General features: G+C 71.7%; 15 protein-coding genes. 6 read left to right on the top strand and 9 right to left on the bottom strand.

The genetic code is table 11. The annotated features are described in order from the left end of the window. Positions 1 to 23 precede the first annotated feature (23 nt). Complete coding sequence (locus tag AC6CQV_RS05320; RefSeq protein ID WP_060958678.1) at positions 24 to 734, bottom strand: beta-ketoacyl-ACP reductase; 711 nt, start codon at positions 732 to 734, stop codon at positions 24 to 26. A 110-nt stretch (positions 735 to 844) separates the two neighbouring features. Here AC6CQV_RS05320 and AC6CQV_RS05315 point away from each other — a divergent pair, with 110 nt between their 5' ends. From AC6CQV_RS05315 to AC6CQV_RS05300, 4 genes are read left to right on the top strand one after another with little or no spacing between them, the layout of a single operon-like run. Continuing rightward, entirely contained in the window at positions 845 to 1,393 is a 549-nt protein-coding gene (locus AC6CQV_RS05315; RefSeq protein ID WP_061781724.1) for a DUF4190 domain-containing protein, read from the top strand. Positions 1,394 to 1,434: 41 nt separating this feature from the next. After that, on the top strand, positions 1,435 to 1,806 hold the full coding sequence (locus tag AC6CQV_RS05310; RefSeq protein WP_101306441.1) for a DUF3099 domain-containing protein: 372 nt from the start codon (positions 1,435 to 1,437) through the stop codon (positions 1,804 to 1,806). Then, on the top strand, positions 1,803 to 2,006 hold the full coding sequence (locus AC6CQV_RS05305) for a hypothetical protein (RefSeq protein ID WP_060958680.1): 204 nt from the start codon (positions 1,803 to 1,805) through the stop codon (positions 2,004 to 2,006). The genes AC6CQV_RS05310 and AC6CQV_RS05305 overlap by 4 nt, the downstream gene beginning before the upstream one ends. Continuing rightward, complete coding sequence (locus AC6CQV_RS05300; protein WP_498260469.1) at positions 2,003 to 2,962, top strand: SURF1 family cytochrome oxidase biogenesis protein; 960 nt, start codon at positions 2,003 to 2,005, stop codon at positions 2,960 to 2,962. The genes AC6CQV_RS05305 and AC6CQV_RS05300 overlap by 4 nt, the downstream gene beginning before the upstream one ends. Before the next feature lie 22 nt (positions 2,963 to 2,984). Here the strand turns inward: AC6CQV_RS05300 and AC6CQV_RS05295 are convergent, their stop codons facing one another. Next, positions 2,985 to 4,583, bottom strand: coding sequence for an ABC-F family ATP-binding cassette domain-containing protein (locus tag AC6CQV_RS05295; protein ID WP_498260468.1), 1,599 nt, complete (start codon positions 4,581 to 4,583; stop codon positions 2,985 to 2,987). 140 nt (positions 4,584 to 4,723) lie between these two features. Here AC6CQV_RS05295 and AC6CQV_RS05290 point away from each other — a divergent pair, with 140 nt between their 5' ends. Then, positions 4,724 to 5,212, top strand: coding sequence for a hypothetical protein (locus AC6CQV_RS05290; protein WP_498260467.1), 489 nt, complete (start codon positions 4,724 to 4,726; stop codon positions 5,210 to 5,212). Between the two features lie 128 nt (positions 5,213 to 5,340). Beyond that, positions 5,341 to 5,973, top strand: a complete 633-nt coding sequence (locus AC6CQV_RS05285; protein ID WP_498260686.1) for a biotin transporter BioY — start codon at positions 5,341 to 5,343, stop codon at positions 5,971 to 5,973. A 67-nt stretch (positions 5,974 to 6,040) separates the two neighbouring features. On the opposite strand, the gene AC6CQV_RS05280 is transcribed toward AC6CQV_RS05285, so the two are convergent. From AC6CQV_RS05280 to AC6CQV_RS05250, 7 genes are read right to left on the bottom strand one after another with little or no spacing between them, the layout of a single operon-like run. Next, positions 6,041 to 7,066: an ABC transporter substrate-binding protein gene (locus AC6CQV_RS05280; protein WP_498260466.1), complete on the bottom strand. Its 1,026-nt coding sequence runs from the start codon at positions 7,064 to 7,066 to the stop codon at positions 6,041 to 6,043. Between the two features lie 13 nt (positions 7,067 to 7,079). After that, positions 7,080 to 7,925, bottom strand: coding sequence for an ABC transporter ATP-binding protein (locus AC6CQV_RS05275; RefSeq protein ID WP_101306446.1), 846 nt, complete (start codon positions 7,923 to 7,925; stop codon positions 7,080 to 7,082). Continuing rightward, positions 7,922 to 8,938, bottom strand: coding sequence for a FecCD family ABC transporter permease (locus AC6CQV_RS05270; protein ID WP_498260465.1), 1,017 nt, complete (start codon positions 8,936 to 8,938; stop codon positions 7,922 to 7,924). The genes AC6CQV_RS05275 and AC6CQV_RS05270 overlap by 4 nt, the downstream gene beginning before the upstream one ends. Then, positions 8,935 to 9,948 (bottom strand): FecCD family ABC transporter permease, encoded by a 1,014-nt coding sequence (locus AC6CQV_RS05265; protein ID WP_498260464.1) that lies wholly within the window; start codon positions 9,946 to 9,948, stop codon positions 8,935 to 8,937. Before AC6CQV_RS05265 ends, AC6CQV_RS05270 begins: the two co-directional genes overlap by 4 nt. Next, positions 9,945 to 10,886: a siderophore-interacting protein gene (locus AC6CQV_RS05260; protein ID WP_101306448.1), complete on the bottom strand. Its 942-nt coding sequence runs from the start codon at positions 10,884 to 10,886 to the stop codon at positions 9,945 to 9,947. Before AC6CQV_RS05260 ends, AC6CQV_RS05265 begins: the two co-directional genes overlap by 4 nt. Positions 10,887 to 10,932: 46 nt before the next feature. Beyond that, positions 10,933 to 12,093 (bottom strand): MalY/PatB family protein, encoded by a 1,161-nt coding sequence (locus AC6CQV_RS05255; RefSeq protein ID WP_498260463.1) that lies wholly within the window; start codon positions 12,091 to 12,093, stop codon positions 10,933 to 10,935. A gap of 58 nt (positions 12,094 to 12,151) precedes the next feature. Next, the gene (locus AC6CQV_RS05250; RefSeq protein ID WP_060958690.1) at positions 12,152 to 12,481 is read right to left on the bottom strand and encodes a metal-sulfur cluster assembly factor; all 330 of its coding nucleotides are present in this window, start codon (positions 12,479 to 12,481) and stop codon (positions 12,152 to 12,154) included. Positions 12,482 to 12,484 lie beyond the last annotated feature (3 nt).

Below are 12,484 nucleotides of genomic sequence, written 5' to 3'. Positions count from 1 at the left end.
CGCGAGTCGAAACGCGCTCCCGGTCAGTGGCCCATGCCCAGGCCGCCGTCGACGGGGATCACCGCACCGGAGATGTAGCCGGCATCCTCCGAGGCGAGCCACGTCACCACACCGGCGACCTCCTCCGGCGTCGCGAACCGGCCCGCGGGGATGTTCCGCTTGTACTCGGCCTGCGTGTCTTCGGACAGTTCGGCGGTCATGTCGGTCTCGATGAAGCCAGGGGCGACCACGTTGGCCGTGATGCCGCGGCCGCCGAGCTCGCGCGTCAGCGAGCGCGCGAAGCCGACCAGCGCCGCCTTCGACGACGAGTAGTTGATCTGTCCGGGCGAGCCGTAGAGCCCCACGACGCTGGAGATGAGGATGACGCGTCCCCACTTGGCCCGCAGCATCCCCTTGGAGGCGCGCTTGACGACGCGGAAGGTGCCGCCCAGGTTGGTCGCGACGACCGAGTCGAAGTCGTCCTCGGTCATGCGCAGCAGGAGGGTGTCCTTGGTGATGCCCGCGTTCGCGACGACGATCTCCACCGGGCCCAGCTCCCGCTCGACCTCCGCGAAGGCGGCGTCGAGGGAGGCGGCGTCGGTGACGTCGGCGCGCACCGTCAGCGTGCCCTCGGGGCCTTCCCCGGAGCGCGCCGTGACCGCCGTGCGGTAGCCCTCGGCGACGAAGCGGGCGGCGATCGCGCGGCCGATGCCGCGGTTTCCACCGGTGACGAGGACGACGCGGTCGTGCGACATGGGGGCTCCGTTCGCTGGGGATGTGACCGCCTCAGCCTAGTCGGCGCACGCCCGCTCCTCCCCCGCGGCGACGGCTCCCGATAGGCTGACATCGCGAGACAGGAGAGATCATGACCGATGCGACGAACCCTCAGTCCCCGGATGCCGCGGCCACCCCGCCGGTGACGCCGCCCACGCCCGCTCCCGCCTCCGCGCAGCCGGCGGCCCCGTACACGCCTCCGCCCGCGGCGGCTCCGGCGCCGAGCTATCAGCCACCCGCCTACCAGCCCCCGACCTACCCGGCCGCACCGCCCGCCTACGGCGCGACCACCGGCGCTCCGATGCAGCCGGCTCCCGGCGCCCCGCCCGTCTACGGCGCCGCCGCGCCCTACTACGGCGCCCCCGCACCGAAGACCAACGTGCTCGCGATCATCTCGATGATCGCCGCGATCCTCGGCTTCGTCTGGATCCTGCCCTTCATCGGCTCCCTCGGCGGCGCCATCATGGGGCACATCTCCCTCAACCAGATCAAGAAGACGGGCGAGGGCGGCCGCGGCATGGCCCTGGCCGGCGTGATCGTGGGGTGGATCGGGGTGGCGATCGCCGTCATCGGCATCGCCTTCTTCCTCTTCTTCGTGATCCTCGGGGCGACCGCGGGCACGCGCTACAGCTCGTACTGACGAGGTCCGCGCGCCGCCGATCGGCGTAGGCTGAGGGGACCGTGAAAAGCTCTCGTCCCCAGTCCGCCACCTCGTTGCCGCGCGCTCCGCGCGACGACGCGAGCGCGCGGATGACGAAGTACTTCACGATGATGGTGATCCGCGTCGCGTGCTTCGTGCTGATGGTCGCCGTCACCCCCTACGGGTGGTACACCTGGCTCTTCGGCGCGGGCGCGATGTTCCTGCCCTACTTCGCCGTCGTGATCGCGAACGTGGCCGCCGGTCCCGCCGAGCGGGCGATCCCGCCCGAGCGCGCGATCGAGTCGCCCGCTCCGCCGCCCGCCTCGGCGCAGCCGACATCTCCGGCCGCGCCGACCGTCATCCGCATCACCGAGTCGCCCGCACCTCCGACGACATCGACGGATCCGACGTGAGCGCCGCGATCTGCTCGCGCGCGGGCTGCCGCTCCGACGCCCGCTGGCAGGTGGTGTGGCGCAATCCCCGCATCCACACCGCCGACCGGCGCAAGACGTGGGCCGCGTGCGACGAGCACGTCACCTACCTGCGCGACTACCTCGCCGCCCGCGACTTCCCCGTTGACGTGATCGCCTGGGAGACGGAGACCACCGCATGAGCCCGCGCACCGCCCGACAGTCCACCGCGCTGCGCTGGGCAGGCTACGTCGCGATCGCGATGGTGTTCGCGATCGTGTGCGCCTTCCTGTCGAACTGGCAGTTCACGCGCAACGCCGACCGCAGCCGCCAGCTCGCGCTCGTCGCCGCGAACTACGACGCCGCCCCGGTGCCGTTGCGCGAACTCATCGGCCCCGACGGCGCGTTCGACCCGGACGACCAGTGGCATCCGGTGTCGCTCACCGGCGAATACCTCACCGACCAGACGCTGCTGGCCCGCAACCGGGCGCACGGCGGTACGAGCGCGTTCGAGGTGCTCGTGCCCTTCCGCACCGTCGACGGCGACGTCTTCCTCGTCGATCGCGGCTGGCTGGCCCCGGGATCCGCGCAGCCGGAGCCCGACGCCATCCCCGCACCGCCGTCCGGTCAGGTGGAGGTGGTCGTGCGCCTCAAGCCGGGCGAAGCGCTGCCGAACTCGGGACGGTCGGCCCCGGACGGCCAGGTGCCGACGATCAACCTGCCGCTGGTGGCCGAGACGACGGGGCAGGCGGGACTGATCACGAGTGCGTACGGCCTCCTCGTGTCCGAAGAGCCGTCCGTCGCCGACGTGCCCAACGCGCTCGAATCGCCCTCCGACGATCCCGGACCCTACCTGTCGTACGCGATCCAGTGGATCCTCTTCGCCGTGATGGGCTTCGTGTTCATCTGGTACATGATCCGCACCGAGATCCGCCACCGCCGTGAGGACGCCGAGGATGCCGCGGCCGACGAGGCGAACGGCGCCGGTGGGAGCGGTGCGGCCGGTGGGAGCGGTGGCCCCGACGGGCCGGACGCGCCTCGCGCCCCCGCGCCCGCGGATTCCGCTGCGGCACGCCGTCGGCGGCGCCGGGAGCAGCGTCCGCGCGACCGCGACATGCAGGAAGAGGACGCCCTCCTCGACGAGCTCACCTCCCGCTGACGCGTCCCGCGCGCGGCGGGAGTCAGGCGAAGGTGATCAGGTCGACGTAGTCGCGGCCCCAGATGTCCTCGACACCGTCGGGGAGGATGAGGACGCGCTCGGGGTTGAGCGCCTGCACCGCACCCTCGTCGTGCGAGACCAGCACCACGGCGCCCTCGTAATGCGCCAGCGCACCGAGGATCTCCTCGCGTGAAGCGGGATCGAGGTTGTTCGTCGGCTCGTCGAGCAGCAGCATGTTCGCGGAGGAGACCACGAGCGTCGCCAGCGACAGCCGCGTCTTCTCTCCACCGGAGAGCACGCCGGCGGGCTTGAGCACGTCGTCTCCCGTGAACAGGAACGATCCCAGCACCTTGCGGGCCTCGGTCGCGTTGATGTCGGGCGCGGCGGACATCATGTTGTCCAGCACGGAGCGGTCGACGTCGAGGTTCTCGTGCTCCTGCGCGTAGTACCCGATCTTCAAGCCGTGGCCCGGTTCGATGACACCCGTGTCCGCCTTGTCGACGCCGGCGAGGATGCGCAGCAGGGTGGTCTTGCCGGCACCGTTCAGCCCCAGCACCACCACCTTGGATCCGCGGTCGATCGCGAGGTCGACATCGGTGAAGATCTCCAGCGAGCCGTACGACTTCGACAGGTTCTTCGCCATGAGCGGCGTCTTGCCGCAGGGCGCCGGCTTCGGGAAGCGCAGCTTCGCGACGCGGTCCTCCTGGCGGGCCTCCTCGAGGCCGGACAGCATCTTCTCCGCACGGGCGACCATCTGGTGCGCCGCGGCGGCCTTCGACGCCTTCGCACCGAAGCGCGCGGCCTGCAGCTGCAGCGCCGTGGCCTTCTTCTCGATGTTGGCGCGCTCCTTCTTGCGGCGCTCCTCGTCGGCCACCCGCTGGCGCAGGTAGTTCTTCCAGTTCATGTTGTAGACATCGATGACCTGGCGCATGGCGTCGAGGTAGAAGACGCGGTTGACCGTCTCCCCCACGAGCTCGACGTCGTGGCTGATGACGATCAGGCCGCCCTTGTAGTTCTTGAGGAACTCGCGCAGCCATACGACACTGTCGGCGTCGAGGTGGTTGGTGGGCTCGTCGAGGATCATCGTCTGCGCGTCGGAGAACAGGATGCGGGCGAGCTCGATGCGACGGCGCTGACCGCCGGACAGCGTCTTGAGCGGCTGGTCGAGGATGCGGTCGGGAAGCGACAGGTTGTGGGCGATGGATGCCGCCTCGGACTCGGCCGCGTAGCCACCCAGAGCTTCGAAGCGCTCCATGAGGTTGCCGTAGCGACGCATCGCCTTGGCGGCCACCTTCACGTCGGCATCCCCCATCTGCAGGGACGACTCCTGCATCTGCAGGGCGAGCGTCCCGAGACCGCGGGCGTCCAGGATGCGGGTTCGCGCGAGCATCTCGGGGTCGCCGGAGCGCGGGTCCTGAGGCAGGTAGCCGAGCTCGCCGGAGCGTTCGACGCTGCCGTCGGCCGGGAGGAGGTCGCCCGCGAGCACCTTCGTCAGCGTCGTCTTGCCGGCGCCGTTGCGACCGACCAGACCGATCTTGTCGCCGTCCGACACGCGGAACGACACCTCCGACATGAGCGTTCGAGCGCCCACGCGGATCTCGAGATCGTGCACGGCCAGCACAGCAGACGTCCATTCTTCAGTGAGGGAGAGCGACCCGGAGGCGGGCCAGCCTCCCAGTCTACCGTCGCGACGGGTACGCTCCGCCCGGCGGCGCCTCCATCCCGTCTCCGACGAGCCGGGACGGTGCCGGACTCGATCGCATGCGTGTGCGCCCGTTCACCGATGACGACCTGTCGCTACCCTTCTGGGTGACGATCGTCGTCGATCCGGCGTCGAGACGCCGCGGCTACGGAACGGCGACCTACGCGTGGACCCACGCCGAGTGGTCACCGGTCGCGTCGGACTTCGCCGCAGCGCTCTCGGAAGACCTCGAGGACGAGCTCGACCTCGAGGCCAACAGCGCCGCCATCGTCGACGGCGACATCGTCGCCCTCTCGCTCGTGTATCGCGACTCCACTCCCCCGATCCTCACCGCGGAGACGACGTCCCGGGCCGCGTCGGACGGCGAGAGGCTGGTCGAAGCGAGCGTCCGACGCTCGCTGGACGTCCTCGCGGGTCGCGGCATCGATCTCGTCACGTTCGACGGACACGTCACCGACCCGCACTTCCTCCCCGTGTGGGCCCGGCTCGCTCCGGCCGGACGATGGTTCCGGTTGGTGGAGATTCCTCCCGCCGGCGGTGGTGGCTGACTCGGCTCGCCTGCTGTTGTCCCTCAGCGACAACGAAACCGCGCCTCTTCCATCGATGTCGGCCAGGTGCCGGGGATGGTGACGCCCTAGGCTGAGCCGTGACCCGTCCGCCTCTCGAAGGAGACCGCATGTCCCTCGCCGCCGCCGGCCGCCGCCCCGTCCTCGCCGACCTCATCGCACGCCCGACCGATCGCGCGCGCGCCGTCGCCCTCGACGCCGCCCTCGTGCTCGCCGGCGCGGCCTTCGTCGCGATCGTGGCGCAGGTCGAGGTTCCGCTCTGGCCCGTGCCGATCACCGGTCAGACCCTCGCCGTGGTCGTCGTCGGCGCCGCACTGGGCGCACGCCGCGGCGCCGCCGCCCTCGCGACCTACCTGGTGGCGGGACTGGCCGGCCTTCCCGTCTTCGCCGGCTTCACGGGGACGATCGCCGCCGTCGCCAAGCCGAGCTTCGGCTTCATCATCGGCTTCGTGTTCGCCGCCTACGTCGCGGGCTGGTTCGCCGAGCGCGCGTGGGACCGCAAGCCCGTGCTCGCTTTCGTCGGCTTCGTCGCCGCCAGCATCGTCCCCTTCCTGTTCGGCGTGCCGTACATGGCGTTCATCCTGAACACGGTGCTCGGGATGGACCTCGGCGTGCAGGAGATCCTTGCGGCCGGCGTCACGCCGTTCATCGTCGGCGGCATCGTCAAAGCCGCGCTCGCGGCACTGCTGATCCCCGCCGCCTGGGCCGGCGTGCGAGCGATCGAGCGCAACGCGCGACGCTGACACCCGCGCGAACGAGGAAGGCCCCGACCATGCCGGTCGGGGCCTTCCTCTCTTTCCGGCGACGAGCTCAGCCCTTGGCCGGGGCGACGGCCGCGGCGAGCTTTTCGGTCAGCGTCGGGAGCGCCCAGGGCAGGGTCAGCGCGGTCGGCGACACGGCCGCCACGTTCTCCGCGCCCACCATCGCCGCGACGGCGCCCTTCTGCACCGCCGGAATGAGCGACGCCCGCGACGAGCCGAGGAACTCGTCGAGAGTGGCCTGGTCCTCGGCCTGGGTGAACAGCACCTGGGAGTCGATCTTGTCGAGGTTCTCCTGGCTCACGGTCGTGTAGAACGTGCCCTCGCCCGTGTCGAGAGCCGACACGCTGGGCGGCGAGACGAAGCCGAGGTCCTCGAGGATCTCCACTCGCGGGTCGGAGGGCAGATAGAGGTAGAACGTGTCGACGTCGTCGTCCACGTAGGCGATGGTCGTGCCCGCGAACTCGGGGTGGGCCGCCGCGGCATCCGCGACCTGGGCATCGAGGCTCGCCAGCAGCGCGCTCGCCTCGGTGCTCATCCCGAGGGCCTTGCCCGTGATCGTGACGACATCGCGCCAGGGGGTGGTCCACGGCGCGTCCGGATAGGCGACGACGGGGATGCCGGCGGCCGTCACGGCGTCGTACTCCTTCTGCGTGAGCCCGGAGTACGGGGCGAGCAGGACGTCGGGGTTCGTCTTCAGGAGCGCCTCGACCGGGATCTCGTTCGCGCTCGCGTCGAGGATCTCGGGCTTGGTGCCGCCGAGCTTGTCGACGGCCTCGGCGATCCACGGCGGCATCTTGTCGTCGCCGCCGGAGTAGGTGTCCGCCGGGATCGCGACCGGCTGGATGCCGAGGGCGAGCACCGCGTCGGTGGCACCCCATCCCCACGTCGCGATGCGTTCCGGCTTCTTCTCGATCGTCGTGGATCCCAGCGCGGAGTCGATGGTGACGGGGAATCCGTCGCTCGCGGCGGCGGAGTCTGTCGGAGCGCTCGCCGTTCCGGCGGCGCAGCCCGACAGCAGGAGCGCTGTCGCGGTGACGATCGTGGCAAGGCCGAGGGCCGTGCGGAGTCTTCTCATGGGGGTTCCTCTCTCAGGGACGTTCTGACGGTGCGGCATCCGCGGCGACGGGTGCGCCGGAGGCCGCGGGGACGGGGATGATGAGCGGGGTGGCGGTGAGCGGGTCGGGCATCACGAGCGCGCGCAGGCCGAACGCGGTCTGCACGACCTCCGCGGTCAGCACGTCCGCGGGGGTGCCGTGCGCGACCACCGCGCCGTCGTGCATCACGACGAGCTCGTCGGCGTAGCGTGCGGCGAGGTTGAGATCGTGCAGGACGGCCACGACGGTCGTGCCGCGGCTGCGGTTGAGCTCCCGGAGCAGGTCGAGCACGTCGAGCTGGTGGCTGAGGTCGAGGAACGTGGTCGGCTCGTCCAGGAGGAGGATGCGGGGGTCCTGCGCGAGCGCCATCGCGATCCACACACGCTGGCGCTGACCGCCGGAGAGGTCTCCGACGGGTCGCGCCGCGAGGTCGGTCACCCCCGTCCACGCCATCGCCTCGTCGACGCGGGCGGAGTCCTCGGCGCTCCACCGCGCGAGCAGTCCGCGATGCGGGTGGCGTCCGCGACCGACGAGCTCCGACACCGTCACACCGTCCGGAGCGGTCGGATGCTGCGGAAGGAGTCCGACCGTCTGCGCGAACCGGCGACGAGGCACGGAGCGCACGTCGACGTCGTCCACCTCGACCCGACCGGCGAGCGGCGTGTGGAGACGGGCCAGGGTTCCGAGGAGGGTCGACTTGCCCGACGCGTTCGCCCCGATGATCATCGTGATCCGACCGGGAGCGATCTCGAGGTCGAGGCCGTCGATCACGCGCCGACCGGGGTATCCGGCGGCGAGGCCGCGAGCGGCGAGGCGGGGAGAGGCGGATGCCGGGATCACAGCTGCCGTCCTTTCGAGGTGGCGAGGAGCCAGAGGAGGAAGAGGGCGCCGATCGCACCGGTCACGATGCCGACGGGGAGCGACATGCCGGGGATCGCGAACTGCGCGACGAGGTCGGCCGCCAGCAGCAGCACGGCGCCGACCACACCGCTGGTGACCACGCCGACCGCGCCGTGACGCAACAGGGCGCGCGCGATCGCCGGGGCGCACAGCGCGATGAAGGAGATCGGACCGACGAAGGCGGAGGTCGCGGCCGTCAGCAGCACCGCCGCAGCCACCACGACGATGCGGACGGCGCCGCTGGCCACGCCGAGGCCGTTCGCGGTCTCGTGTCCGAGCTGCGTGATCGGAAGCCACCGGCCCGCGACCACGAGCGCGGGGACGAGCAGGATCAGGATGGCGCCCACCGTCGCCACCTGCCACCAGGGCGTGGAGGCCAGGCTGCCGGTCAGCCACAGCAGGGCGAGCCGCGCCTCCTCGACCTTCGCGCGCACCATCATCAGGTTGATGAGGGCGGCCGAGAGGAACGAGATGCCGATACCGGCCAGGATCAGGCGGAATCCTCCGTCACGCAGGGTACGTCCCGCGACGAGGAGGAGCGCGGCGACCGCGATCCCGCCCGCGAACGCGAAGGCGACCAGCACGGGACCGGTGGTGCCGAAGACGAGGATCGCGGTGACCGCGGCCACGCCGCTGCCGCCGGAGATGCCGAGCAGGTCAGGGCTGGCGAGCGGATTGCCGAGGTAGGTCTGCAGGAGGGCCCCCGCGACCCCGAGCGCCGCGCCGGCGACGACCGCCATGGCGGCGCGCGGCGCGCGCACCTGGAACACGACGTACTGCTCGATGCGCGTTCCGGAGCCGGTCAGCGTCTGCCACAGCCGGTCGGGGGCCAGCGGGTAGTCGCCCACCGACAGGGCGATGGCGATGACGACGACCGCGACGAGCGCGAGGACACCGACGACCCGCATCCGCCGTCGGGCGGCGGTGCGGCGCACGGCGAGCGACGCGCTCACAGGGCGCTCCGGCGGGGCTGGAGGACGAGTGCGATGAGCAGCGGAGCGCCGATGACGGCCACCACGATGCCGGCTTGCACCTCGCCCGGCAGCGCGACGACGCGTCCGACGATGTCGGCCAGGAGCAGGATGGCCGCGCCGTACGGGATCGCGAGGGCGAGCAGGCGGCCGTAGCTGCCGCCGACGAGCGGGCGCAGCGCATGCGGGACGAGCAGCCCGAGGAACACGATCGGTCCGGCGATGGCGGTCGCTCCCCCGCACAGCAGCACGGTCGCCAGGATGCCGAGGGCACGGCTGCGGGTGACGTCGTGTCCGAGGCCCGCCGCCGCTTCCGGGCCGAGAGCGATGAGGTCGAGGCCGCGCGCCGCAGCGAGGGCGAGGACGGCCCCGACCAGGATCGCCGGGAGGACCAGGAGCACGGCGTCGAGCCCGCGGGCGGTCAGACCACCCACCGACCAGTAGCGGTAGACGTCGAGCGCGTAGACGTTCGTGTTGAGGATGAGGAAGGTCACGGCGGTGAGTCCGGCCGTGACGGCGGCGCCGGTCAGCGCGAGCCTCGCCGGACTCGACGCATCCGGCCCGCGGCCGCCGATCGCGGTGACCACCAGGGCGGCCAGAGCGGCCCCGACGAACGCGAACCAGACGAACCCGTCCGGACGCGACAGCCCGAACAGCGTGATCGCACCGAGGACCGCGACCGAGGCCCCGGCGTTGATGCCGAGCAGACCGGGGTCGGCGAAGGGGTTGCGGGTGAGCCCCTGCATCACGGTGCCCGCGAGCGCCAGCGCGGCGCCGGCGCAGACGCCGATGATCGTGCGCGGGATCCGTTGCGTGAGGACCACGACCTGATCGGCGTCGGCGGTGCCTCCCCCGATGAGGGCCTGCCACACCGCGGCAGGCGCGATCGGACGGGCGCCCACCGTCAACGAGAGGATCACGAGCACGGCCAGCAGGGCGGCACCGATCACCGCGACGACGAGGGTGCGTCGCGGTCGTCGCGGCGCGGTCATTCGACGCGCTCGGCCTGGCCGAGGCGCCAGTAGCCCATGAAGGCGACCCGCTTGCGGTCGACGCCGCAGCCGGAGACGAGCAGGCGGCGCAGAGTCTTGACCGTGCCCGCCTCGCCCGCGATCCAGGAGTAGAACTCGCCGTCGCCGTCTTCCGGGCTGTCCCAGAGCAGATCGCGATCCACATCGATGTCGTCGAGCACCTGCGGCCGCGGCGAGGCGGCGCGCGCCAGCACGTCGCCGTGCGCGGCGGTCCAGGTCGTGATCGCATCGATGAGCGCGAGACCGTGGGCGCGGTCGCCGCGGGCGATCCAGCTCAGCCGCGTCGCGGAGGTCGCCGGCAGCGCGGGGCGCAGGGCGTCCTCCGCCGTGGGCACCTCGATGAACGCGTCGACCTCGCAGCGCGGGTCGAGCGACTCCAGGATGCCGCAGATGGCCGGCGCCGCGGTCTCGTCGCCGGCGAGAAGGAGCCGGCGCGCCGATCCGGGGTGCCAGTCGATGCCGACCCGCGACTGGGGACTGCGCTCGTCCGGACCGACGATGATCAGCTCGTCGCCGATGCGAGCGCCGTCCGCCCAGGCCCCGGCCGGGCCGGCATCGTGGTGGATGACGAAGTCGACGTCGAGCTCGCGCGCCGCGGCATCCACCCGGCGCACGGTGTAGGTACGGAACGGATTGCGCTGATCGGCGGGCAGCGCGCGCCACCGGTCGTACCAGTCCCCCGCCTCCTCGTCCTGGCCCAGGTCGGCGAAACCACCCGGGATGCCGGGGAGCGGCAGCACGATCTTGATGCGCTGGTCGAGTCCGGCGGTGCCGAACCATTCGAGCTGCGGACTCGTGAACGTCACGCGCACGTAGTGCGGGGCGAGTCTGCGGACGGCCTGCACGCGGACGGAATACGGGCGGTACGCAGGGCGGACGGCGGTCGGGGCGGCAGACACCCTCTAAGGGTAGCCTTACCTTCTGGCGTTGTCACACCGGCCCGGGTCAGCGCGTCGTCAGGGCACCGATCCGCTCGACGGCGGCGGTGAGCACCTCGGGCGCGCAGCCGAAGTTGATGCGCACCCACCCGTCCCCCTGGCGCCCGAACTGCGGGCCATGATGGAGCGCGACTCGCGCCTCCGCCAAGATGCGCGCCGCGGGATCCTCGCCCCACCCGTAGGAGCCGAGATCGACCCACGCGAGGTATCCCGCCTCCGGCACCCGGTAGCGCGCGGCCGGCAGCTGCTGGGCCAGCAGGTCGGCGAGAAGGCGGCGGTTGAGGTCCAGCCGCGTGCGCAGGCCGTCCAGCCAGCCGTCGGATGCCGCGTCGAACGCGGCGATGCTCGCGATCGCGCCGAACAGGCCCGTGCGCCACTCGACCTCGGCGGGCAGGCCGGCGACCACGGCCGCGGTCCGCGCGTCCGCCGTGATCATCAGCGCGCACTTGAGGCCGGCGAGGTTGAACGCCTTGGACGAGCTCGTGACCGTGTAGCCGACCGCCGCCGCCGTCTCCGACGCGGCGAGGAACGGCGTGTAGGGCACCTCGTCGTAGGTCAGCGGCGCGTGGATCTCGTCGCTGATCACCACGGCGTCGTGACGGGCGACGACCTCCGCGAGCGCCGCGAGGTCGGCGGCGCGGTGAACGGTCCCCGTCGGATTGTGCGGGTTGCACAGCAGCACGGCGCGGGCACCGGCGGCGAGGGCCGCCTCGATCCCGTCGAGGTCGAGCTCCCACCCGGCCCCCGTGTCGGTCAGCGGCACCGCCTCGACGCGGCATCCCGCCTCTTCGACGCACATCGCGAACGGCGGGTAGACCGGCGGCGTGATCACCACCGCATCGCCCGGAGACGTGACGGCGCGGATGATCTCGACCACGCCCATCATGACGTCGCCGGTGGAGCGCACGCGGGCGGGGTCCACGTCCCAGCCGAACCGCCGCCGCGCGAACGCCGCGAACGCGTCGCGCAGACCGAGGTCGGGCGGCGTGTACCCGGTGTCGCCGAGTTCCACGGCCGTCGCCAGGGCCCGCGTGATCGGGGCGGCGAGCGGGAAGTCCGTCTCCGCGACGAAGAGCGGCAGCACATCGGCGCCGAAGGTGCGCCATTTCGTGCTGGACCGGCGTCGCAACGTCTCCAACGGCAGGGCCTCGAGGGGAAGGGTGCTCACCCGTCGAGCCTATCGAGGCGCGGCGCCGCGGCCGGTGCCCGACGTCACGACATGACGCTCAGATCGCGAAGCCGAGGGCCCGCATCATGTCGCGGCCGTCGTCCGTGATCCGCTCGGGGCCCCACGGCGGCATCCACACCCAGTTGATGCGGAACCGTTCGACGACCTCGTCCAGGGCCTGCGCGGTCTGCTCCTCGAGCACGTCCGTGAGCGGGCAGCCGGCCGAGGTCAGCGTCATGTGGATGACGAGCGCGTCGTTCTCCTCGTCCCAGCTGAGGTCGTAGATGAGTCCGAGGTCGACGACGTTGATCCCGAGCTCGGGATCCATCACGTCCTTGAGGGCCTCGGTGACCTCGTCGTACTTCTCGGGGTTGAGCGTCGCGGTCATGCC

This window comes from Microbacterium sp. EG9 (assembly GCF_059759475.1).
Note: the sequence above shows the minus strand (reverse complement) of the source record. Positions and strands in the feature narration are given on the sequence as shown.

Coding starts and splice junctions, on each gene's coding strand:
- AC6CQV_RS05290 (WP_498260467.1), top strand. CDS start 4,724: ATGCGTGTGCGCCCGTTCACCGATGACGACCTGTCGCTACCCTTCTGG.
- AC6CQV_RS05280 (WP_498260466.1), bottom strand. CDS start 7,066: ATGAGAAGACTCCGCACGGCCCTCGGCCTTGCCACGATCGTCACCGCG.
- AC6CQV_RS05285 (WP_498260686.1), top strand. CDS start 5,341: ATGTCCCTCGCCGCCGCCGGCCGCCGCCCCGTCCTCGCCGACCTCATC.
- AC6CQV_RS05315 (WP_061781724.1), top strand. CDS start 845: ATGACCGATGCGACGAACCCTCAGTCCCCGGATGCCGCGGCCACCCCG.
- AC6CQV_RS05320 (WP_060958678.1), bottom strand. CDS start 734: ATGTCGCACGACCGCGTCGTCCTCGTCACCGGTGGAAACCGCGGCATC.
- AC6CQV_RS05265 (WP_498260464.1), bottom strand. CDS start 9,948: ATGACCGCGCCGCGACGACCGCGACGCACCCTCGTCGTCGCGGTGATC.
- AC6CQV_RS05300 (WP_498260469.1), top strand. CDS start 2,003: ATGAGCCCGCGCACCGCCCGACAGTCCACCGCGCTGCGCTGGGCAGGC.
- AC6CQV_RS05250 (WP_060958690.1), bottom strand. CDS start 12,481: ATGACCGCGACGCTCAACCCCGAGAAGTACGACGAGGTCACCGAGGCC.